This window comes from Streptomyces monomycini (assembly GCF_022271435.1).
Classification (GTDB): domain Bacteria; phylum Actinomycetota; class Actinomycetes; order Streptomycetales; family Streptomycetaceae; genus Streptomyces; species Streptomyces monomycini.
This window is the reverse complement of sequence record NZ_JAFIQY010000043.1, coordinates 25302-46937: the sequence shown is the minus strand read 5'-3', so window position 1 is coordinate 46937 and position 21636 is coordinate 25302. Positions and strand designations below refer to the sequence as shown.

Genomic DNA, 21636 nt, shown 5'->3' with positions numbered 1-21636 from the left:
CTTAATCGTCACAGTGACAATAAGGGGTGGTTCCACCGTCTGACAAGGCACGCGGTGCCCTGCACCCGATGCTTACAGCTCGACCTCACGCATCAGCATGCCGACCTCGGTGTTGGTCATCCGCCGCAGCCAGCCCGACTTCTGGTCGCCCAGCGCGATCGGCCCGAACGCCGTCCGCACCAGCTTGTCCACCGGGAAGCCCGCCTCGGCCAGCATCCGGCGCACGATGTGCTTGCGGCCCTCGTGCAGGGTCACCTCGACCAGGTAGTTCTTGCCGGTGTTCTCCACCACCCGGAAGTGGTCGGCGCGCGCGTAGCCGTCCTCCAGCTGGATGCCGTCCTTGAGCTGCTTGCCCAGGTCGCGCGGGAGCGGGCCCTGGATCGCGGCCAGGTAGGTCTTCGTCACGCCGTACCGCGGGTGGGTCAGCCGGTGGGCCAGCTCGCCGTGGTTGGTGAGCAGGATGATGCCCTCGGTCTCGGTGTCCAGCCGGCCCACGTGGAACAGCCGCGTCTCGCGGTTGGTCACGTAGTCGCCCAGGCACTGGCGCCCGTCCGGGTCCTCCATGGTCGAGACGACGCCGGCCGGCTTGTTCAGCGCGAAGAAGAGGTACGACTGCGTGGCGACCGTCAGGCCGTCCACCTTGACCTCGTCCTTGTCCGGGTCGACGCGGACGCCCTGCTCCATGACGATCTGCCCGTTGACCTCGACCCGCGCCTGGTCGATCAGCTCCTCGCACGCCCGGCGCGAGCCCATGCCCGCACGGGCCAGCACCTTCTGCAGGCGCTCGCCCTCCTGGTCACCGAAGGTCTTCGGCGTCTTGATCTGCGGCTTGCTGTGGCGGGCGCGGTTGCGCTCCTCCACCTGCGCGTCGTACTCACGCGGCCGCGCCGGGGCCTGCCCCCGGCCACGCTGCTGCGGGCCCTTGCCACCGGGCTTGCCGCCGCTCTTCGGGCTGGTACGGGGACCACCCTTGGCGCCGCCGCGGGCGGCCGCGCCGCGGCCCCTGCGCTCGTCGCCCCGGTCCGGAGCACCGCCACGGCCGCCGGAGCCGCCGGAGCCGCCACGGCCACCCTGGCCGCCGCTCTGGCCGCCACGGCCGCCGGAACCGCCCCGGCCGCCGCCGTCACCACGGCCCGGACCGCCCTCGCCCACGTCGTAGCGGCGCTCCTCGGGACGGGGCCGGCCGGCGCGCTGCTGCTTCTCGTCCTTCTTGTTGCCCGCACCCCGGTAGTTGCCCCTACCGGTGTCCCTGTTGTTCCTGCCGCTGCTTCGCATCAATGATCCGTCTGAGAGTCGTCGCCGCTGTCGTCTACGTCGAACGACGGAACACCTTCCCGGGAATCGCCCTCGACCGCCTCCGCCTCCGGGAGGAAGGGAGCGAGCTCCGGGAGCTCGTCCAGGCCACGCAGGCCCATCCGCTCCAGAAAGTAGTTCGTCGTCCTGTACAGGATCGCACCTGTTTCAGGTTCCGTCCCCGTCTCCTCCACCAGACCGCGCTGGAGAAGGGTGCGCATCACACCGTCACAGTTCACCCCGCGAACGGCCGAGACCCGGGAACGGCTGACCGGCTGACGGTACGCGACCACCGCCAGAGTCTCCAAGGCGGCCTGCGTCAGCCGCGCCTGCTGGCCGTCCAGCACGAAGCTCTCCACGGCGTCCGCGTACGCCGGACGGGTGTAGAACCGCCACCCCCCGGCCACCAGCCGCAGGTCGAACCCGCGCCCCTGCCGCGCGTACTCCTCCGACAGCTCCCGCAGCGCCAGCGCCACCTCCCGCCGGGGCCGCTCCAGCACCCTGGCCAGGTGTTCCTCGGTCGCGGGCTCGTCCACGACCATCAGCACCGCCTCCAGCGCGGGCCGCAACTCCAGCTCCCCGACACCGAGCGCCCCTACCGGGGCGTCCTGCGCATCCCCGGGCGCCACCTCCACGTCACTCACCCCGCATCCTCCTCACCCGTTGGGGCCTCCGGCCCGGGTTCCCGGTCGAACTCGTCCGTAACGACCGGCTCGGCCTCCGTCCCGCCCGTCCACCGGACCGTCAGCGCCCCCAGCGCCTGCTCCTGGTCCAGCTCCACCACCCGCTCCCGGTACAGCTCCAGCAGCGCCAGGAAGCGCGCGACGACGGTGAGCGTGTCCGGCGCGTCCGCGGCCAGCTCGGCGAATCCGGCCTCCCCCACCGCACGCAACCGCGCCACCAGCACCTCCGCCTGCTCCCTGACGCTGACCAGCGGCGCGTGAATGTGGTCCACGTACACCTGCGGCCGCGCCTTGGGCTGCATCGCCTTCACCGCGAGCCGCGCGAACCCCTCGGCACCGATGCTGATGGCGACCTCGGGCAGCAGCTCCGCGTACTGCGGCTCCAGACCGACCGTACGGGGGTAACGGCGCCCCTCGTCCTCCAGCCGCTCGCTGAAGATGTCCGCGATGCGCTTGTACGCGCGATACTGCAGCAGCCGCGCGAACAACAGGTCACGCGCCTCCAGCAGCGCGAGATCCGCCTCGTCCTCCACGTCGGCCACCGGCAGCAGCCGCGCCGCCTTCAGATCGAGCAGCGTCGCCGCCACGACCAGGAACTCGGTGGTCTGGTCCAGGTCCCAGTCCGGCCCCATGGCCCGGATGTACGCCATGAACTCGTCCGTCACCTTGGACAGCGCGACCTCGGTGACGTCCATCTTGTGCTTGGAGATCAGCTGAAGCAGCAGATCGAAAGGCCCCTCGAAGTTCTCCAGCCGAACGGTGAACTTCCCGTCCCCGACCACAGCGCCCTCACCGTCCTCGACGGACGGAACATGGTCTTCGGTCGTGAGCATCGTGATCCAGGGAAGGGGTGACGGAGCACCCAAGCGTAGCCGCCCGGTAGGCGGCCGAAATTCAAGGCGCGCCTGGTGGGTGCGCGTCTTGCGCGATAGGTCCGGTGGTGGGGGACTCGGGGCCACTCCGGGGTCACTCTCCCCCAGCCTCCGGCCAGCGTGCGGACTGCCTGCGGGGAGACCCCTGCGCGACCCCGAGCCCTGGCCGTCCGGCGACTATCCCGAGCGATCGGGCTGGGGACTTCACAGGCCAAGCCAGGCCATGCCCGAGCCCATGGCGCACGGCCAAGCCAGCACAGCCGCCTTACCGCCATCCACCTCGTGCGCCTCACCACCAGGAGGGCGGGCACCCGGGTGATCGAAAAACTCCCCCCACCGACCTCGGCTCGCCAATCCGGCCGGAGGGGGCGTGTAGGGGGCCATCCCCGCAGGCAGCCGGGAGCCCTCGTTCACCAACCAACCCTGGGTGACGTACACGGTGCCGAGGAGTTGGCCCCCTGCGCGCCCCCGCCCCCCAACGCAAGCAATGCGAGCCACACGTCAACACAACACCACCGCGCGAAGCGCGCAGCGCAGAGAACCCCGATGCACCGCCGCGTCAGCGGCCCCGCAACCGCCGCACCAAAATACTCGCATCCCCACGCGACTCCAGATCCGCCAGCACCACCGCCACCGCCTCGCGAACGATCCGCCCACGATCGACCGCGAGCCCGTGCTCCCCACGGAGAACCAGCCGTGCGTGCTCCAGATCCATCAGTTCCTCGGCGGACACATAGACCGTGATCTTCTCGTCGTGCCGCTCGCGGCCGCTCGGCCGCCGATTCGCCCCGCGCCCCCGGCGGCGCGAGGAAGCGGCCTGCTGGCCCGTGGCCGGCTGCGGCGCCGCGGACTCCGTGTCCTGCCGGCGGCGCCCCTTCGGGGCATCCGCCTCCGCGCCACGACCTCCGTGCTCGACCGCCGAACCCTCCGCATCCGGCTCGGCCCGACGCTGGCGCGGGGTCGTTTCCTCGCCAAGCGCCGACCCCGGTTCCGGCTCGCCACCGGGAGCGGGGACCCGCGCCGTCTCCCCACCGCCCGGCGGGACCCCGTTCGGCTTGCGGGGCGCCGGGGACTGCAGCCCCGACCCCCCGGTCGTGCGGAACAATTCGTCGGCTCCGGGCAGACTCACTCGGCGTGACACCGGGCGAGCACCTCCCTGGCCAGCTGACGGTAGGCGGCGGCACCGACGGAGTTGGACGCGTACGTGGTGATCGGCTCACCCGCGACGGTGGTCTCGGGGAAGCGCACGGTACGGCCGATGACGGTGTGGTAGACGTGGTCGTCAAACGCTTCGACGACGCGCGCGAGCACCTCACGGCTGTGTACGGTCCGCGAGTCGTACATCGTCGCCAGGATGCCGTCGAGTTCCAGGTCGGGGTTGAGCCGTTCCTGGACCTTCTCGATCGTCTCGGTGAGCAACGCCACACCGCGCAGCGCGAAGAATTCGCACTCCAGCGGGACGATGACCTTGTGAGCCGCCGTCAGCGCGTTGACGGTGAGCAGGCCGAGGGAGGGCTGGCAGTCGATGACGATGTAGTCGTAGTCGGCCATCAGCGGCTTCAGCGCGCGCTGGAGCGTCGACTCGCGCGCGACCTCGCTGACCAGCTGGACCTCGGCGGCTGACAAATCGATATTGCTGGGCAGCAGGTCCATGTTGGGGACCGCGGTCTTCAGCAGCACCTCGTCGGCCGACATGCCCCGCTCCATGAGCAGGTTGTAGACCGTCAGGTCCAGTTCCATCGGGTTGACTCCGAGCCCGACGGACAGCGCGCCCTGCGGGTCGAAGTCGACGAGCAGCACCCGTCGGCCGTATTCGGCGAGCGCGGCACCCAGGTTGATGGTCGAGGTGGTCTTTCCCACCCCGCCCTTCTGGTTGCACATCGCGATGATTTTGGCGGGGCCGTGGTCCGTCAACGGTCCTGGGATCGGGAAGTAGGGAAGGGGGCGCCCGGTGGGGCCGACACGTTCGCGGCGCTGACGGGCGGCGTCCGGCGCGAGCGTGGCCGCGTATTCGGGGTCCGGTTCGTACTCCGCGTCCGGGTCGTAGAAGTGCCCCTCGGGCAGGTCGTCGTAGTCGGCGAGCCGGGTGGGATCTGAGCCGCCCCGGTCGCCGGCCATGGCGTTCACGTGATGGCCGTCCATGCTCTGGTGGGCTGTCGTCGTGGGGCTCTGTCGGGTCGCGAAGGTGTGGACAGCGACGGAGCCGACAGCCTGGAGCCCCGAGGGACCCTGGCCCCGTGCAACCGCTCCTGGTCGACCACCTCCGGGAGTAAATGTCGACTCATTCACAAGTCGTCTTACCTCCTTGGATGTGACCAGGAAACTTATCGATAGGTCAGCGTGGCACTATGCCGACGGTTGGCGACTCTATGGCGTGTCGGGCGTTCGCAGCAACACAATCCGCCGGACCCGGCCCGATGTGTCGGCAATCGAACATGCCGATGTCAAGGGTGCAAGCCGCACAAGCCCGAGGTTTCGAGGGTGTGCGAATCGGTTAAAGGGTTACGTTCTCGGCGAGTTGGGGTCTGCTCGTGCCGCGCCGGGCGTGCGGCGTGTCGGCGAACGGCCACGGCCGGGCCTTGTGGACAAGGCCCGGCCGGCAGTGCGTCATTGACGCGCGCTATTGACGCCTCAGCCGAGAAGCGCCGCCAGGTCGGTGGCCTCCAGGCCGTGCGCCTCGGCGACCGGACCGTAGACGACCTTGCCGTCGTGCGTGTTCAGGCCCTTGGCCAGGGCGGCGTCGCGGCGCAGCGCCTCGACCCAGCCGTTGTTCGCCAGCGACACGATGTAGGGCAGCGTGGCGTTGGTCAGGGCGTAGGTGGAGGTGCTGGGCACCGCGCCCGGCATGTTGGCCACGCAGTAAAAGACCGAGTTGTGGACCTGGAAGGTCGGCTCGGCGTGGGTGGTGGGCTTCGAGTCCTCGAAGCAGCCGCCCTGGTCGATCGCGATGTCGACAAGGACACTTCCGGGCTTCATCTTGGCGACCAGCTCGTTGGTGACCAGCTTCGGGGCCTTGGCGCCCGGGATGAGGACCGCGCCGACGACGAGGTCGGCCTCGACGACGGCCTTCTCCAGCTCGTAGGCGTTGGAGACGATCGTCTGCACCTTGGTGCCGAAGATCCGGTCCGCCTCGCGCAGCTTGTTGATGTCCTTGTCGAGCAGGGTGACGTGGAAGCCGAGGCCCACGGCGATCTGCACGGCGTTCCAGCCGGAGACGCCGCCGCCGATGACGACGGCCTTGCCCGCGGCCACGCCCGGCACGCCGCCCGGCAGCACGCCGCGGCCGCCGGCCTGGCGCATCAGGTGGTAGGCGCCGACCTGCGGGGCGATACGGCCCGCGACCTCGGACATCGGGGCGAGCAGCGGCAGCTGGCGGCCCGGGGTCTCCACCGTCTCGTAGGCGATGGCGGTGGTGCCGGACTCCAGGAGGGCGTCGGTGCACTCGCGGGAGGCGGCCAGGTGCAGGTAGGTGAAGAGGGTCTGGTCCTTGCGGAGGCGGTGGTACTCCTCCGCGATCGGCTCCTTGACCTTCAGCAGCAGGTCCGCGGCGGCCCAGACCTCGTCGGCGGTGTCGAGGATCTCGGCGCCGGCCGAGACGTACTCCTCGTTCGGGATGGCCGAGCCGAGGCCGGCGTCCTTCTCGATGACGACCTGGTGGCCGTGGCGGACCAGCTCGTGCACACCGGCGGGCGTGATCGCCACCCGGAACTCGTTGTTCTTGACCTCGCGGGGGATGCCGACCTTCACGTCGATCACGGTCCTTGTAAGAGAGCTTGCAGGAGGTAATCCATGCATGCCAGGCATGCCAGGACTGACCGCGGTGTCCGCGGCCCGGCCAGTCTATTTAAGGATTCCGAGTTGTCTAGCCTTGCAAAGCATCTGTTACTGAGAGGAACACCACCGATTTCGTAGGTCACTGTGGGTGATCTGAGAGGAGACGTTCCCCCAGACCCCGGTGCAGCCTTGCGGCTGCCGGGTCGCCGAGCCGGTCGAGGGTGTCCGCGATCCGCAGCTGGAGCGCCGCCTCCAGCCGTCCGTCCTTGGCCTCGGCGGCCAGGGAGAGGGCCGCGGTGCAGGTCCGCAGCGACTCCTCGGGGCGGCCCGCGTACTCCTGCACCCGCGCCGCCTCGCCGAGCGCGCGCGCCTGGCCCGCCACGTCGCCCAGCCTCCGGTACGCCCCGTAGGCGGCCCGCCACTCCTTGAGGGCCTCGCCCCACCGCGCCGCGTACGTCAGCACCGCGCCGATCCGGCCGTGCAGCCGGGCCCCGTCCGCGTTCTCGCCGCGGGTCATCCGCAGTTCCAGCGCCCGCCCGTACCAGTCGGCGGCCCGCTGCCAGTCCCCCAGCTCCGTGTACGTACCGCCCAGCGACTCCAGCGCGCGTACCGTCGCGATGGGGTCCCTGACCTCGCGTGCCGCGGTCAGCGCGCCCCGGTAGCGGGCCATCGCGTCGGCGGTCCGCCCGGCCTGCGCGTCCAGGTCGCCGAGGTTGAGCAGCGCCGCGGCCCGCTCCCGGGCCAGGCCGCGCCGTTCGGCGACCTCCAGGACCAGTCCGTGCAGCCCGTAGAGGTCGGGCGCGGCGGCCTCGGCACCCTGGTGGGCGATCAGGGTGCGGACGATCGCGGCCATCAGGCGCCGGTCCAGGGTGTCCAGCTCGCCCTCCTCGACGGCGATCCGGGCCGCCTCCAGAAGAGCGGGCCGGCGGCTGCGCAGCCAGGCGGCGGCGGAGGCGGCGGACGCGAAGCGCAGCGAGCGCGGCAGTCCGGCCACCTTCTGCCGGGCCGGTGACCCGGCGGGTTCGCCGAGCGCCCGGCAGGACTGGAGCAGCCGTACGGTGCGTTCCAGCATCCGGGCCCGGGCGAGCTGGATCTCGGCGGGCCGTTCCTTCTCGTGCAGCGCGGCGCGGACGAGCTGCACCAGGCAGCCGGGCATCCGGTACTGCGCCTGGAGGCCGGCGCTCCCGGCGGCCGGGGCCCCGGGCCCGGACGGCTGCGGCTCCACGTCCTCCACCGGCCGCAGCAGCCCCCGGGCGGCGAAATCCTGGAGCGCCGCCTCGGCCGCGGCCACCGAGCAGCCGGCCAGGGCGGAGGCGATGTGCGCGTCCACCAGTCCGGCAGGGGCGAGGGTGAGCAGCCGCAGGGTGCGGGCGGCTACCGGCGGCAGGGTGGCGTAGACGAGCCGGAAGGCGCGGTCCATGGGGCGGCCGCCGGCCGGCTCGTCGGCCTGCTCGGGTACGTCCCGCAGCGCCTGGAGGAGGTCGGCGACGGAATTCTTGGGGTGCCCGGCGAGCCAGCCGCCCACCAGGACGAGCGCGGCGGGCCGGCCGCCGCACTCCTCGGCGACGGCGTCCGCGGAGCGCGGGTCCACGGTGATGCGGGTGGGCCCGGCGTACCGGCTGAGCAGTTCGACGGCGGACGCGTTGTCCAGGCCGCCCAGGGTGCAGGGCCGTACGTCCGTGATGCCGGTGAGCGGGCCTTCGGAGACGGCGACGACGAGGCAGCCGGCGGCGTCCGGCAGCAGCGGTTCGACCTGCTCGGCACCGGCCGCGTCGTCCAGCAGGAGCAGGGCGCGGCGTTCGGCGAGGGCGGCGCGCAGCGCCTCGGTCAGCTCGTCCTCGGCGGCGCCGGGCTTGACCGGGGCGCCGAGGGCGGTGAGCAGGTCGCGGGCGACGAGGTCGAGGGGTACGGGGCCGCCGCCCGGGGTGCGCAGGGTGGCGCGCAGTACGCCGTCGGGGTAGTCGTCGGCGAGTTGCCGGGCGAGTTCGGCGGCGAGGGCGCTGCGGCCGGAGCCGGGGCGCCCGGCGATCAGCAGGACGCGGCTGCGGGCGCCCCGGCGGCCGGAGAGGGTGTCCAGGCCCGTACGGGCGATGTCGGCGCGCAGGGACTTCAGTTCGCGGCGGCGGCCGATGAAGCCGCCGGCCGCGGTGGCGGCGGGCGGGACGGTCCGGCGGGCGGGGGGCCTGCGGCGGCCCGGTCCGGCCGCGGCGGTGCTCCCGGCCAAGTCCCGGCCGGGAGCGGCGCGGTCGCCGGCGGACTCCGCGGCCGTGCCGTCCGGGTCCGGTCCCGGCCGCTGCCGTGCCGCCGTCGCGGGCCCGCCCGCCTTCCCCGGCGGGACGTGTCCCCCGCCCACCGCCTGATCCGCCACGGGTCACGCTCCCGTCCACCTGCGCTTACGAGCCCGTCGCGGTCGCGTACGGGCACGCCGTCGAGCGTAGTTCACGACCCGTCACACGCCCGGTGGAGCGCGACGGCCGAGTCACCCGTCCGGATCAGCGCATCATCGGACCGCGGGACCGTACGGAGCCGGGGAGCGGCGCTCAGGCCTCGAACGGGCGGGCCGGCCACGGCGCGTCGGCCGGGCGCAGCGCGTCCAGTCCGTCACCCGCGCGGGCGGCGGCCAGCGCGAGCACGCCGACCACCAGGCAGTTGTTGTGCAGTTCGCCGGCGAGCGCGCCGCGCACCAGGTCGGCGACCGGCACCCGAGCCAGCTCCATGTCGGCCTCCTCCTCGGAGACTTCGAAGCGCTCGCCCTCGGCCTCGGACAGGTCGCGGGCCAGGAAGATCCGTACGGCTTCGTCGCAGCCGCCGGGGGTGGTGTAGACGTCCGTCAGCACCCGCCAGTCCTCGGCCTTGACGTGGGCCTCCTCGTACAGCTCGCGCTGGACGGCGTGCAGCGGGTTCTCGCCGGGGACGTCCAGCAGTCCGGCCGGGACCTCCCAGAGCTTGTGCCGCACCGGGTGGCGGTACTGGCGCAGGACCAGCACCCGGTCCTCCTCGTCGAGCGCGACGACGGCCACCGAGCCGGGGTGGACCTGGTAGTCGCGGGTGGCCGTGGAGCCGTCCGGCATGACGACCTCGTCCGTACGCATGCTGGTCTTCTTGCCGGTGAACGGCGTCGCGGTGGCGGTGACCCGCCACGCTTCCGGGCTGTCCTGGATGGCCATGTACGTCCTTCCGCAAAGCAGTCGACCGGGGCACCCGGCCGTGAAAGGCCAGGTACCCCGGTCAACCGTACCCAACGGCGGCCGGTCCCCCGCGCGCTGCGAGAGGGACCGGCCGTCCGCGGGATCAGGCCTTGGCGCCCTTCTTGGCGCCGGCGGCGGCGCCGGTCTTGCGCTCGACGGCCGCCTTCACCAGACCCGCGAAGAGCGGGTGCGGGCGGGTCGGGCGGGAGCGCAGCTCCGGGTGCGCCTGGGTGGCGACCAGGTAGGGGTGCACCTCGCGCGGGTACTCGACGTACTCGACCAGCTTGTTGTCCGGGGAAGTGCCGGAGAACAGCAGGCCGGCCTTCTTCTCCAGCTCACCGCGGTAGGCGTTGTTGACCTCGTAGCGGTGGCGGTGGCGCTCCTCGACGTACGGCTGGTCGTCGTAGACCTCGCGCACGATCGAGCCCTCGGCCAGCTTGGCCGGGTACATGCCCAGCCGCATGGTGCCGCCCATGTCGCCCTCGCCGGCGACGATGTCCATCTGCTCGGCCATGGTGGAGATGACCGGGTCGGCGGCGGCCGGGTCGAACTCGGTGGAGTTCGCGCCCTCGATGCCGGCCAGGTTGCGGGCCGCCTCGATGACCACGCACTGGAGGCCCAGGCACAGGCCGAGCAGCGGCAGCTTGTTCTCGCGGGCGTAGGTGATGGCGCCGACCTTGCCGTCCACGCCGCGGTCGCCGAAGCCGCCGGGGACGCAGACCGCGTCGCAGTCGGCGAGCTGCTGCTTGGCCCCGGCCGGGGTCTTGCAGTCGTCGGAGGTGACCCACTTGATCTTGACGCGGGCCTTGTTGGCGAAGCCGCCGGCGCGCAGCGCCTCGGTGACCGACAGGTAGGCGTCGGGCAGGTCGATGTACTTGCCGACCAGCGCGACCTTCACCTCGTGGTCCGGGTTGTGCACCCGGTCCAGCAGGTCGGCCCAGACGGTCCAGTCCACGTCGCGGAAGGGCAGGTCCAGCTTGCGCACGACGTACGCGTCCAGGCCCTCGGCGTGCACGACCTTGGGGATGTCGTAGATGGAGGGCGCGTCCGGGCAGGCGATGACGGCGGCCTCGTCCACGTCGCACATCAGCGAGATCTTGCGCTTGATGGCGGTGGGCACCTCGCGGTCGGCGCGCAGCACGATGGCGTCCGGCTGGATGCCGATGTTGCGCAGCGCCGCGACCGAGTGCTGGGTCGGCTTGGTCTTCAGCTCGCCGGAGGGGCCGATGTAGGGCAGCAGCGAGATGTGCACGACGAAGACGTTGTCCCGGCCGACCTCGTGGCGGACCTGGCGGACGGTCTCCAGGAACGGCAGCGACTCGATGTCGCCGACCGTGCCGCCGACCTCGGTGATGACGACGTCGACGTCCTCGTGGGCCAGCCGGCGGATGCGGTGCTTGATCTCGTTGGTGATGTGCGGGATGACCTGCACGGTGTCGCCCAGGTACTCGCCGCGCCGCTCCTTGGCGATCACGGTGTTGTAGACCTGGCCGGTGGTGACGTTCGCCGAGCCGTCGAGGTCGACGTCCAGGAAGCGCTCGTAGTGGCCGATGTCCAGGTCGGTCTCGGCGCCGTCGTTGGTGACGAAGACCTCACCGTGCTGGAACGGGTTCATCGTGCCGGGATCGACGTTCAGGTACGGGTCGAGCTTCTGCATGGTGACCCGCAGGCCCCGGGCCTTGAGCAGCGCGCCCAGGCTGGAGGCGGTGAGGCCCTTGCCGAGCGAGGAGGCGACGCCCCCGGTGACGAAGAGGTGCTTGGTCGTCGTGGATTTGGGCGGCATGGCCAAGAGGGGGCTCCCGTGGTCGCGTGGTGAAGAGGTGCGAATCAGCCACGCCCTGCGGTTGTCAGGGGTGCCTTCGCTGCGGTCGGGGGTGCCGTACGACTGGCGCCAGGCCCCTCGGTCCACGGGGTACCAGGCTATCAGCGACCGGGCATGGTCGCGCCCGGCCACGCTCACGGCGCACACGTACGGCCGTCTCCCACGGGGCGCGCGGCGCCGCACGTGACTCAGGCCACCCGTTCGGCGCAGCACTGTCCCACCGCAGCGGCAAGCGGATCACTGCCGTGCGTCGTATCCTGCTCGGACACTCGCCACGGGCCGTCCGGCAAGGCACCACCCCCGCCCGATTTCCGGACTCGCTGCTCGGCGGAGTTTCATGGGCAGGACGGACAAGATCACACGTCCCATGGGGGGCGTCACTCCAGTTCGACGGGAGATGCACGTGGCCGGGCGCATCGAGGACTACGCACTCATCGGCGATATGCAGACCGCCGGTCTTGTGTGCCGGGACGGCACGGTGGATTGGCTGTGCCTGCCCCGCTTCGACTCACCCGCGGTCTTCGCAGGACTGCTGGGCACGGAAGAGAACGGTTTCTGGCGGCTGGGGCCCGCGCACAGCCCCGAAGGCGGGCCGCTGCCCGCCGACCGACGCCGCTACCGGGGCGACTCGCTCGTCCTGGAGTCCGAGTGGGACACCCCGCGCGGCACCGTGCGCGTCATCGACTTCATGCCGCCGCGCGAGGACGCGACACCGCAGCTGATCCGTATCGTGGAGGGCGTCAGCGGGCGGGTGCCGATGCGTTCGGCGCTGCGCATGCGGTTCTCCTACGGCTGGGTGGTGCCGTGGGTCCACAAGATCGACGAGCGGACGGTCGCCGTCGCCGGGCCCGACTCGGTGTGGCTCGACACGGACGCCGAGACCTACGGCAAGGACCTGACGACCTACGCGGACTTCACGGTCGGCCCGGGCGAGCGGATCGCCTTCACGATCAGCTGGCAGCCCTCGCACAGCCGCCCGCCGCACGTGCCGGAGCCGGAGGCGGCGCTGGAGGCGACCGAGGACTTCTGGCGCGAGTGGGTCGACCACTGCACGTACCACGGCCCGTACCGGGACGCGGTGGTCCGCTCGCTGATCACGCTGAAGGCGCTCACCTACGCGCCGACCGGCGGCATCGTCGCGGCGCCCACCACCTCGCTGCCCGAGGACATCGGCGGCTCGCGCAACTGGGACTACCGCTTCACCTGGCTGCGCGACGCGGCGATCACCCTCTCCTCGCTGCTGCGCACCGGCTACCGCGAGGAGGCCCGCGCCTGGCGCGAGTGGCTGCTGCGCGCGGTGGCCGGCGACCCGGAGAACCTGCAGATCATGTACGGGATCGCGGGCGAGCGGGAGCTGGGCGAGAACGAGCTGACCTGGCTGACCGGGTACGAGAACTCCCAGCCGGTCCGGGTCGGCAACGGCGCCGCCGGACAGCTCCAGCTCGACGTCTACGGTGAGGTCACCGAGGCGCTGCACCTGGCCCACAACACCGGCCTGGCCCGCAACGACTACGCCTCGCTGCTCCAGCTCAAGCTGATCCAGTGGGTGGAGAAGCACTGGGACGAGCCGGACGAGGGCATCTGGGAGGTGCGCGGCCCGCGCCGCCACTTCGTGCACTCCAAGGTGATGACCTGGGTCGCGGTGGACCGCACGATCAAGCTGATCGAGTCCGGTGACGTGGACGGCCCGCTGGACCGCTGGCGGCAGCTGCGCGAGACGATCCACCGGGAGGTGTGCGCGAAGGGCTACGACCCGGAGCGCAACACCTTCACGCAGTCCTACGGCTCCAAGGAGCTGGACGCCTCGCTGCTGCTGATCCCGCAGATGGGCTTCCTGCCGCCGGACGACAAACGGGTGATCGGCACCATCGAGGCCATCCAGCGCGAGCTGGGCACCGAGGACGGCTTCATCCTGCGCTACCCCACCTCGGGCGACGACGCGGGCGTGGACGGCCTGGAGGGCGACGAGGGCGCGTTCCTGGCGTGCTCGTTCTGGCTGGCCGACGACCTGGCGATGATCGGGCGGGTCGAGGAGGCCCGGATCCTGTTCGAGAAGCTGCTCGCGCTCCGCAACGACCTGGGCCTGCTGGCCGAGGAGTGGGACTCCAAGCTCCAGCGGCAGGTGGGCAACTTCCCGCAGGCGTTCAGCCACGTCCCGCTGATCGACACGGCGCTGCGGCTGACGGCCAGCGGCGCGTACGGCGGCTGACGAAGGACATGGACGGCCGAGGGGCCACGGCAGCGGTGCCGTGGCCCCTCGCTCTTGCTCTCGGATCGTTTTCTGCTTCCGGGCGGCTCAGAAGGCCGTCAGTGTGAGGGTCATCTCGCGCGGCGCGCCGTCCTCGATGTACGAGGCGAAGTTGGCCACGTCGTCGAAGGCGAAGCCGTACGCCTTGCCGTCGGCGGCCTCGGCGTGCAGGACGCGCGCGTAGTGGTTGGCGAGCTGACCCTTGTAGAAGGTGCCCGCGTTGGTGGTGGGCTGGGCCGCGTGGTCGGCGAGGGTGGCGCGGTTGAGGGCGGCGCCGAGGACCGCGGCGACCGGGCCCCGCAGGCCGTCGTTGGGGGCTTGCAGGGTGCCGTGGCAGAAGAGCACGTCGCGGGTGGAGGGCTTGGCGATGGAGAACTGGGCGGGGCCGCGGAAGTTGAACTGGCCGCCGCTGACCCGGCCGGTGAAGGTGCCCCTGTTGGTGGTGACCTTCAGGTCCTTGGACGTGTACGCGTTCCAGGAACGGTCGATGTACGGCGCGAGGTAGTTCCGGTCGAACAGCCCGGCGTCCAGGCCGTGGCTGGGAGCGATGACGCGCTTGTCGCCGACGACGAGCTTGCCGAAGCCCGGCGTGCGGCCGATCTCCGCGAAGATCCGGGAGCGCGCGCCGGCCTTGAGCGCCCCGGCCGTCTGGTCCCGGGCGCCGGTGAGACGGATGGACATCGGGACGCTGAACATGTCGACCGACGTGGTGTTGCAGTGCATGCCGGCCCCGTCGTACGTGAACTCCGCGCAGTCGTGCACGATCGGGTAGTTGGGGTCGCCGGACACCCACCCCGCGGGGTAGGCCAGCGCGGGCTGACCGTTGCCGTCCCGTACGGCCTTGAACTTGAGCTTGGAGCCGAGCGACGCGTAGATGCGGCCGGACATCCGCGGGATCCGCAGGGTGGTGGTGCCGTTCGCGGCGAGCGGCATGGCGTAGTCGGTGAAGCCGTCCGGGCGGTTGTCACCGAGGGCTACGGGCTTGATGTCACCTTGTGGAGTGACCCGTACCTGCTGGCCGCCGACATTGCCGACGATGTAGATCCAGACGGCCGAATTGGCGTAGCGGCCCGTGCGGTTGACGACGTGCAGCGGCAGTCCGGCTGCGGTGGCGCCGGCCGGCGCGGCACCGGCGGTGCGGGCGAGCAGGCCCGCGCCGGCTCCGGCGGCGGCGGCCGCGGCGACGCCGCCGATGAGGGTGCGACGGGAGATCATGCGGTGGCTCCTTGCTGGACGGAGACGGACACGTGGTCGACGAGGAGGGAGGCGCCGGGGCGTGTCGCGTTGGTGGGGGTGGCGCGGCCCGCGACGGCGTCGGGGAAGGCGCCGCCCATCGCGAGGTTGATCAGGAGGAAGTGACCGTGATGGGTCGTCCTGGCCCAGGTCGCGGCGTCCATCTGGGCGGAGCTGACGGTGTGGAAGCGCTGCCCGTCGACGGACCAGTGGAGGTACTCGGTGGATCCGGTGCGGTCCAGTTCGAGTGCGTAGGTGTGGAAACCGGCCTGGCAGGCGGCGCCGGGGCAGACACGGGAATTGCCGATGCCCTGCGCCTCGTTGCAGGGGCCGCCGGGGTTGACGCCGCAGTGCAGCACGCCCCAGACACGGTTGGCGCCGTTGACGTTCTCCATGATGTCGTACTCGCCGATGCCGGGCCAGTTCCAGTAGTTGCCGCGGAACTCGGCGCCGAGCGTCCAGAAGGCGGGCCAGTAGCCGAGCGCCGCCTCGCCGGAGATGTTCGGCATCTGGACGCGCGCCTCGATGCGCAGCTTGCCGCGGGCGGGGGCGGCGAAGTCGGTTCGGCGGGTCTCGATGCGGCCCGAGGTCCAGGTGGCGCCGTTCTTGAGGGCGGTGATCTTCAGGTGGCCCGCGCCGTCGAGCTGGAGGTTCTCGGGGCGGTTGGTGTAGGTCTGGTGTTCGCCGGTGCCCCAGTTGGCGGGGCCGCCCGGGTAGCCCTTGCCGGTGTCGATGATCCAGTCATTGGCGGACGGGCGGGAGCCCGCCGCGCCGTTGAAGTCGGTGCGCCACACTTCCTTGAACGCGGCGGCCGAGGCGGCGGATCCGGCCGGTGCGCCGGCCGAAGCGGTGGGCAGGGCGGGTGGCCAGGCGAGCACGAGGGCGAAGGCGGCGCCGAGCGCGCCGAGCAGTGACGCGGTTCTGGCCCGGGCCCGCTTCCGTACGGGTATTTTCGTGTTCATGACATAGCTCCTCGGCGACGTGGGGTGATGAGGAGTTCCGTGTTCACACGCGGCCTGAGAAGATCTGAGAGCGCTCTCATGCCGTGTTGGGGCACACAGTGCCGACTTCCCGCCGAGCCGTCAAGGCTTGGCATGGACCAACGAGTTGGCCCGATTTCACCTACGGGGGTTGAATGGTGCGCACATCGAAAGGCGGGCGGCCGACCCTGGAAGCGGTCGCCGCGCGGGCCGGCGTCTCACGTGCGACGGTCTCCCGCGTGGTCAACGGCGGCGCCGGGGTCCGTGACGAAGTACGCGAACGGGTCCGGCGCGCGGTCACCGACCTCGGGTACGTACCGAACAGCGCGGCCCGCTCCCTGGTGACCCGCCGCACCGGCGCGGTCGCCGTGGTGATCGCCGAACCGGAGGCCCGGGTCTTCGCCGACCCGTTCTTCGGCCGCCAACTGCGCGGCATCAGCCGGGAACTGTCGGCCGCCGACATCCAACTCCTGCTGCTCCTCCAGGAGACCCGCGCCGACTGCGACCGCGTCGGCCGCTACCTGGCCGCCGGGCACGCCGACGGCGTACTGATGTTCTCGCTGCACCGCGACGACCCGCTGCCCGCGATGGCCGAGGCGTCCGGACTGCCCACGGTCTACGGCGGCCGCCCCGGCTGGGCGGACACCGGCCGCGGGCCGCGCCCGCTGTACGTCGACACCGACAACCGCGACGGCGCCCGGCAGGCCGTACGCCATCTCCGTGAGCGCGGCCGCCGCCGGATCGCCGTGATCACCGGGCCGCTCGACCAGACCTCCGCCCAGGACCGCCTGGACGGCTACCGCGACGCGCTGGCCCCCGCCGCGCCCGACCCCCGGCTGATCGCCGACGGCGGCTTCACCGCCCAGGGCGGCGAGCGCGCCATGGCCGGCCTGCTGGCCGCCGCACCGGACCTGGACGGCGTCTTCGTCTGCTCCGACCTGATGGCCTCCGGCGCGCTGCGGACCCTGCGGGCGCACGGCCGCCGGGTGCCGCAGGACGTCGGCGTGGTGGGGTACGACGACCTGGACCCCGCGGCGTGGACGGACCCGCCGCTGACCACGGTGCGCCAGGACGTGGAGGAGATGGGCCGCCTGATGGCACGGCTGCTGCTGCGGCGGCTGAGGGCGGACGCGGAGGCCCCCGGAGACGAGCTGTCCTCGGTGGTCACGGCGGCGAGGCTGGTGGTCAGGGAGTCGGGCTGAGCGGGCCCGCTCCGAGGTCGGGGAGGAGGGGCGACCGTCCCGGTACGTCCGGACAGCGGACTGCGGGTAGCGTTCCCCGCCATGGGGCCGGAAGCGGAGATCGAAGCGGTGATCACGGTACGCAGGGCACTGGAGCTGCCCGCGCTGCGGCGCGGGCTGCCCGAGGTGCTGGCCGGTGAGGACCGTCTCGACCGCGCCGTACGCTGGGTGCACGCGGGCGAGGTGCCGCACATCGCCTCCCTGCTCAAGGGCGGCGAGCTGCTGCTGACCACCGGCCTGGGCCTGGGCGCCCGCCCCTCCGAGCAGCGCGCCTTCGTCCGCGAGCTGGCCGACCGGGAGATCGCCGCCCTCGTCGTGGAGCTGGGCTCCCGGTTCGAGGCGCTGCCGTCCGCCGTCGTCGACAGCGCGCGGGCCTGCGGCCTGCCGCTGGTGCAGCTGCACCGCGAGGTCCCGTACGTCACGGTGACCGAGGAGATCCACACCGAGCTGGTCAACAGCCACTACCTGCTGCTGCGGCAGGCCGACGCACTCCTGCGCAGCTGTACGGACGTCCTGCTGCGCGGCGGCGGCGCCCCCGAGGTGCTGCGGCGGCTGGCCGCCTTCACCGGCAACCCGCTCTGCCTGGAAGCCCCCGACGGCAGCCCCCTGTACGCGGCGGGCCCGGACGACGGCGGCGCCGCTGACGCCGACCCCCTCCAGGCGTGGGAGGGGCTGCGGGAGACCGGACTGCGGGTGGACGTGCCCGGCGGCGGTCCCGGCCCCGACGCCGTACGCGCCCGCCTGGTCCTGCTGCCCGTCAACGCGCCCGTCGCGCCGGTGCACCGGATCGCCGCCGAGCGCGCCGCCGACCTGCTCGCCGTGGTGATGCTCCAGTCCCGGCAGGAGGAGGTGCTGGCCGCGCGCGGCCGCGGTGACTTCCTGGCCGATCTGGCGGAGGGGCGGATCACCGCGGGCGAGGCTCCGGCGCAGGCCCGCCTGCTGGGGTTCCGGCCGGGCGGCGAATCGATCCTTCCCGTGGTGATGCGGCTGCCCTCCCATCTGCCCACACCGGGCAGTTGGGCCGTGCTGGCCCGCGCCCTGCGGGAGGAGCTGGCCGGGCTGGGCGTGCCCGTGCTGCTCGGCGTGCGCCCCGTCGAAGGCCGGGTACCGCTGCTCGTCGCGCCGCGCGCGGGCCAGGACCGTACGGCCGTCGCCGACCGGGTCGCCGAGGCCCTGCGCGCCGGGGTCGAACGGGCCGGGGCGGACTCGCCTGCGGCGCGGCGCCCGGTGGTCGTGGTCGGCACGGCGGGCGGCTGGCCGGCGGCGGGCCCCGGACTGCGGCACGCGACGGAGGCGGCCGCCGCCGCGCAGGGCCTGCCGGAACAGCCCTGGCACGACGCGCGCCGGCTGGACATCGAGCTGCTGCTGTGGCGGATGCGCGAGCACGGCGAACAGGGCGTCCTGACGGACTTCGTGGACCGTGCCGTCGGCCCGCTGCTCGTCCACGACCGGTCCGCCCGCCAGCCGCTGCTGCCGACCCTGGAGGCGTACCTGGCCAGCGCGGGCCGCAAGGCGGAGACGGCACGCGACCTGAACGTCAACCGGCAGACGCTGTACGACCGGCTGGCCCGCATCGCCCAGTTGTTGGGCACCGATCTGGAGGACCCGCAGACGGTGCTCGGGCTGCGGCTGGCGCTACGGGCCAGGAGGCATACGGAACGGGGGTGAGGGCGCCCCCCAGGAGGGGCTCGCTCAGGCCCGCAGCGTCTCGACCGCGGTGCCGATGCCCAGGGCCAGCAGGACACCGCCGGTACCGCGCTCCAGATTGCGGTGCACCCGGGGCCGCCGCAGCCAGCGGAGCAGGCGCCCGGCGCCCACCGCCACCAGCAGCAGCCAGCCCGCCGCGATCACCGCGTCGATGACGCCGAAGAGCAGGGTCGTCCCCAGCACCGAGTGGCCCTGCGGCAGGAATTGGGGGACGACCGCGACGAAGAAGATGCCGACCTTGGGGTTGAGCAGGCAGCTGTAGAGGCCCTGCCGGAACGCCTGCGCCGGCCGGACCGCCGCGGCGCCCGTGGTGTTCGCGGCGTCTGCGTTGTCCATGGCGTCCGTGGCGTCCGTGGCGTCCGTCATGGCCTGGCCGCCGGCCTCCCCTGCCGCTCCCGTGGCACCGGCGGCCGCCCGCCGGTACGCCCACAGGGCCTGCGCACCCAGTACGGCCAGATAGGCCGCGCCCACCAGCCGTACGGCCATGAAGGCGGCGTCCCAGCGTTGCAGTGCGGCCGCGAGGCCTGCCGCGGCGGCGACGGCCCAGGCCAGCGAGCCCGCCGCGGCCCCGAACGCGGAGGCGGCCCCGGCCCTTCTGCCGCCGCGCAGGCAGTTGCGGAGCACCAGCAGGGTGTCCGGCCCGGGAGCCATCGTCACCAGCAGGGCGAAGAGCGCGAAGCCGAGAAGCGCAGCCGTCACAGCGGCCTCCTGTCGTACGGGGCGTGTCGGGACGCGGGCGATGTGAAGATCGCGCGCGGTGCCGGGCGACTCTACCCACTGGCGGTCCGCCGGGGCGCTCCGCCGTCCGGACGCCCGCGGCCGGCCGCCCGGACCGGGTCGCTCATTCCCCCCGCCGCTGCATCAGTTCGTCGTACACGCTCAGCACCTGCGCGACCGTGGCGTCCTCGGTCGGCCAGCCCGCGGCCTGCGCGCGCCCGGCGGCGGCGAGCGTGTCCCGGCGGGCGGGGTCGGCCAGCAGCTCCAGGACGGTGCGGGCGAGGGCCTCCGCGTCGCCGTACGGGACCAGTTCGGCGGCGGGGCCGACCAGTTCACGGGTGCCGCCGACATCGGTGGCCACCAGTGGGACACCGGCCCGCAGCGCCTCCTGAGCGATCAGCGAGCGGGCCTCCCAGCGGCTGGGCAGCACCAGCAGGTCGGCGGCGGCGAGGAGTTCGGGCACGTCGTCGCGGCGGCCGAGCAGGCGTACCGGCAGGTTCTCGGCGTCGATACGCCACTGGAGCGCCTCGCGCTGCCCACCCTCCCCCGCCACCGCCACCATCGGCTGCGGGTCCAGGGCGCACCAGGCGTGCGCCGCGTCCAGCAGGAAGTCGTGCCCCTGGTGCGTCTCCAGGCGGCCGACGACGAGGATCAAGGGGCGGTCCACGGCGCCCAGTTCGGCGCGCTGCTTGTGGGCGGGACGGTCCTCCGCCGTCAGCGGGCGGCCGCCCGTCCGGGGCGCCGGGATGGCGACCGGGGCCAGGCGCGCGTCCCGGGCGCCGCGTTCGCGTGCCCGGTCCACCAGGTCCGAGCACGCGCCCAGGACGACCGCGGCGGCCCGCGCCACCCGCCGTTCCAGCAGCTGGACCAGACGGGCCCGCGCCCCGTCCGTGTGCGCTTTGGTGTGCCAGGTGACCACGAGGGGGACCCGGCGGCCCCGCGTGCCCTGGAGGGCCAACGCGGCGCGCAGGCCTGCCCGCAGACCGTGCGCGTGCACGAGGTCGGCGTCCCCGCAGGCGGCCCGCAGCGACGTCACGCCGGCCGGGTCGGCGCGCGGCGGCACCGGCACGAACCGCGCGCCCGCGTCCGTGTAGTCGTACGTGTCCTCGGCGGCGGGCGGCGCGCACACCGTCACCCGCACCCCGCGCGCCACCAGCCCGGCGGCCAGCGAACGGACATGGGCGGCGCTGCCCGCGCTGCCCCGGCCCAGCACCTGGACCGTGCGCAGCGGCGACTGTCCGTGCGGCGGGGCCGGGGTGCTGGTCACGTGGGCGGTGCTCCTGGGGTCGGCGGGCGGGCCGGGCGGCGCGCCACGGGTCCGGCACCGACCGGGGCAGGTGCCGGTACGGGGGCGCGGTCGCGCAGCTGTACGCGCTGCGCCCCCAGGATGCCAGCCCGCGCCGTGCATACGGGACCGCCGACGAGCCGTTCCAAGGGCACACATCGCCCATACACCCACCTGACCACCCATATGGGCGACAATCGGCCCACTCGGTCGGCCCAGCGGCAGTGACCTGACGCGGGGTCCGGCCGTTACGCGCCGCCGGACGCGGCCGTCCGGGCGGGCCGGTGGGCGGATTCCGCGGTCCCGGTTCGGTCGCCCGGCTCTGCGGTCCCGGCCGGGCCGCCCGGCCTTGTGGTCTCTCTGGTCGCCCGGCTCTGCGGTCCCCATCCGGTCGCTTGGCTTTGCGGTCCCTCCGGTCGCCCGGCCTTGTGGTCCCCATCCGGTCGCCCGGCCTTGCGGTTCCGGCCGGGCCGCCCGGCCATGTGGCCCCTCTGGTCGCCCGGCTCTGCGGTCCCCATCCGGTCGCTTGGCTTTGCGGTCCCTCCGGCCGCCTGGCCTTGTGGTCCCCATCCGGTCGCCCGGCCTTGCGGTTC

At 72.8% G+C, this 21636-nt stretch carries 16 protein-coding genes; 3 read left to right on the top strand and 13 right to left on the bottom strand.

The window, feature by feature from the left end:
* Nucleotides 1–72: 72 nt before the first annotated feature.
* From JXZ78_RS33255 to pyrG, 9 genes are all read right to left on the bottom strand, one after another.
* Nucleotides 73–1275, bottom strand: a complete 1203-nt coding sequence (locus JXZ78_RS33255) for a pseudouridine synthase (RefSeq protein ID WP_030019439.1) — start codon at nucleotides 1273–1275, stop codon at nucleotides 73–75.
* On the bottom strand, nucleotides 1275–1928 hold the full coding sequence (scpB, locus tag JXZ78_RS33250) for an SMC-Scp complex subunit ScpB (RefSeq protein WP_033037440.1): 654 nt from the start codon (nucleotides 1926–1928) through the stop codon (nucleotides 1275–1277). The genes JXZ78_RS33255 and scpB overlap by 1 nt, the downstream gene beginning before the upstream one ends.
* Nucleotides 1929–1933: 5 nt before the next feature.
* A complete protein-coding gene (locus JXZ78_RS33245) occupies nucleotides 1934–2809 on the bottom strand; it encodes a segregation and condensation protein A (protein WP_030019437.1) in 876 nt (291 codons plus the stop codon).
* A 598-nt stretch (nucleotides 2810–3407) separates the two neighbouring features.
* Nucleotides 3408–3977 carry a hypothetical protein gene (locus tag JXZ78_RS33240; protein ID WP_030019436.1) on the bottom strand — a complete coding sequence of 190 codons (570 nt, stop codon included), beginning with the start codon at nucleotides 3975–3977 and terminating at the stop codon, nucleotides 3408–3410.
* Nucleotides 3974–4990, bottom strand: a complete 1017-nt coding sequence (locus JXZ78_RS33235; protein ID WP_030019435.1) for a ParA family protein — start codon at nucleotides 4988–4990, stop codon at nucleotides 3974–3976. The genes JXZ78_RS33240 and JXZ78_RS33235 overlap by 4 nt, the downstream gene beginning before the upstream one ends.
* Nucleotides 4991–5479: 489 nt before the next feature.
* Entirely contained in the window at nucleotides 5480–6604 is a 1125-nt protein-coding gene (gene ald, locus JXZ78_RS33230; RefSeq protein WP_238783533.1) for an alanine dehydrogenase, read from the bottom strand.
* A 157-nt stretch (nucleotides 6605–6761) separates the two neighbouring features.
* Nucleotides 6762–8990, bottom strand: coding sequence for a tetratricopeptide repeat protein (locus tag JXZ78_RS33225; protein ID WP_030019434.1), 2229 nt, complete (start codon nucleotides 8988–8990; stop codon nucleotides 6762–6764).
* A gap of 172 nt (nucleotides 8991–9162) precedes the next feature.
* The gene (locus JXZ78_RS33220; RefSeq protein WP_030019433.1) at nucleotides 9163–9789 is read right to left on the bottom strand and encodes an NUDIX domain-containing protein; all 627 of its coding nucleotides are present in this window, start codon (nucleotides 9787–9789) and stop codon (nucleotides 9163–9165) included.
* A 124-nt stretch (nucleotides 9790–9913) separates the two neighbouring features.
* Nucleotides 9914–11593 (bottom strand): CTP synthase, encoded by a 1680-nt coding sequence (gene pyrG, locus JXZ78_RS33215; RefSeq protein WP_030019432.1) that lies wholly within the window; start codon nucleotides 11591–11593, stop codon nucleotides 9914–9916.
* Between the two features lie 436 nt (nucleotides 11594–12029).
* Between pyrG and JXZ78_RS33210 the strand changes: the two genes are divergently transcribed.
* A complete protein-coding gene (locus JXZ78_RS33210) occupies nucleotides 12030–13841 on the top strand; it encodes a glycoside hydrolase family 15 protein (protein WP_030019431.1) in 1812 nt (603 codons plus the stop codon).
* 87 nt (nucleotides 13842–13928) lie between these two features.
* Here the strand turns inward: JXZ78_RS33210 and JXZ78_RS33205 are convergent, their stop codons facing one another.
* On the bottom strand, nucleotides 13929–15095 hold the full coding sequence (locus JXZ78_RS33205) for a beta-1,3-glucanase family protein (protein WP_030019430.1): 1167 nt from the start codon (nucleotides 15093–15095) through the stop codon (nucleotides 13929–13931).
* Nucleotides 15092–16075: a glycoside hydrolase family 16 protein gene (locus JXZ78_RS33200; RefSeq protein WP_030019429.1), complete on the bottom strand. Its 984-nt coding sequence runs from the start codon at nucleotides 16073–16075 to the stop codon at nucleotides 15092–15094. The genes JXZ78_RS33205 and JXZ78_RS33200 overlap by 4 nt, the downstream gene beginning before the upstream one ends.
* 173 nt (nucleotides 16076–16248) lie before the next feature.
* On the opposite strand from JXZ78_RS33200, the gene JXZ78_RS33195 reads away from it, so the two are divergent.
* Together JXZ78_RS33195 and JXZ78_RS33190 are read left to right on the top strand one after the other, a co-directional pair.
* On the top strand, nucleotides 16249–17295 hold the full coding sequence (locus JXZ78_RS33195) for a LacI family DNA-binding transcriptional regulator (protein WP_030019428.1): 1047 nt from the start codon (nucleotides 16249–16251) through the stop codon (nucleotides 17293–17295).
* 81 nt (nucleotides 17296–17376) lie between these two features.
* Nucleotides 17377–19002 (top strand): PucR family transcriptional regulator, encoded by a 1626-nt coding sequence (locus tag JXZ78_RS33190; protein ID WP_030019427.1) that lies wholly within the window; start codon nucleotides 17377–17379, stop codon nucleotides 19000–19002.
* 24 nt (nucleotides 19003–19026) lie between these two features.
* Here JXZ78_RS33190 and JXZ78_RS33185 read toward each other — a convergent pair whose 3' ends face one another.
* Nucleotides 19027–19740 (bottom strand): LysE family translocator, encoded by a 714-nt coding sequence (locus tag JXZ78_RS33185; protein WP_030019426.1) that lies wholly within the window; start codon nucleotides 19738–19740, stop codon nucleotides 19027–19029.
* 142 nt (nucleotides 19741–19882) lie between these two features.
* Complete coding sequence (locus JXZ78_RS33180; protein ID WP_030019425.1) at nucleotides 19883–21025, bottom strand: glycosyltransferase family 4 protein; 1143 nt, start codon at nucleotides 21023–21025, stop codon at nucleotides 19883–19885.
* Between the last annotated feature and the right edge of the window lie 611 nt (nucleotides 21026–21636).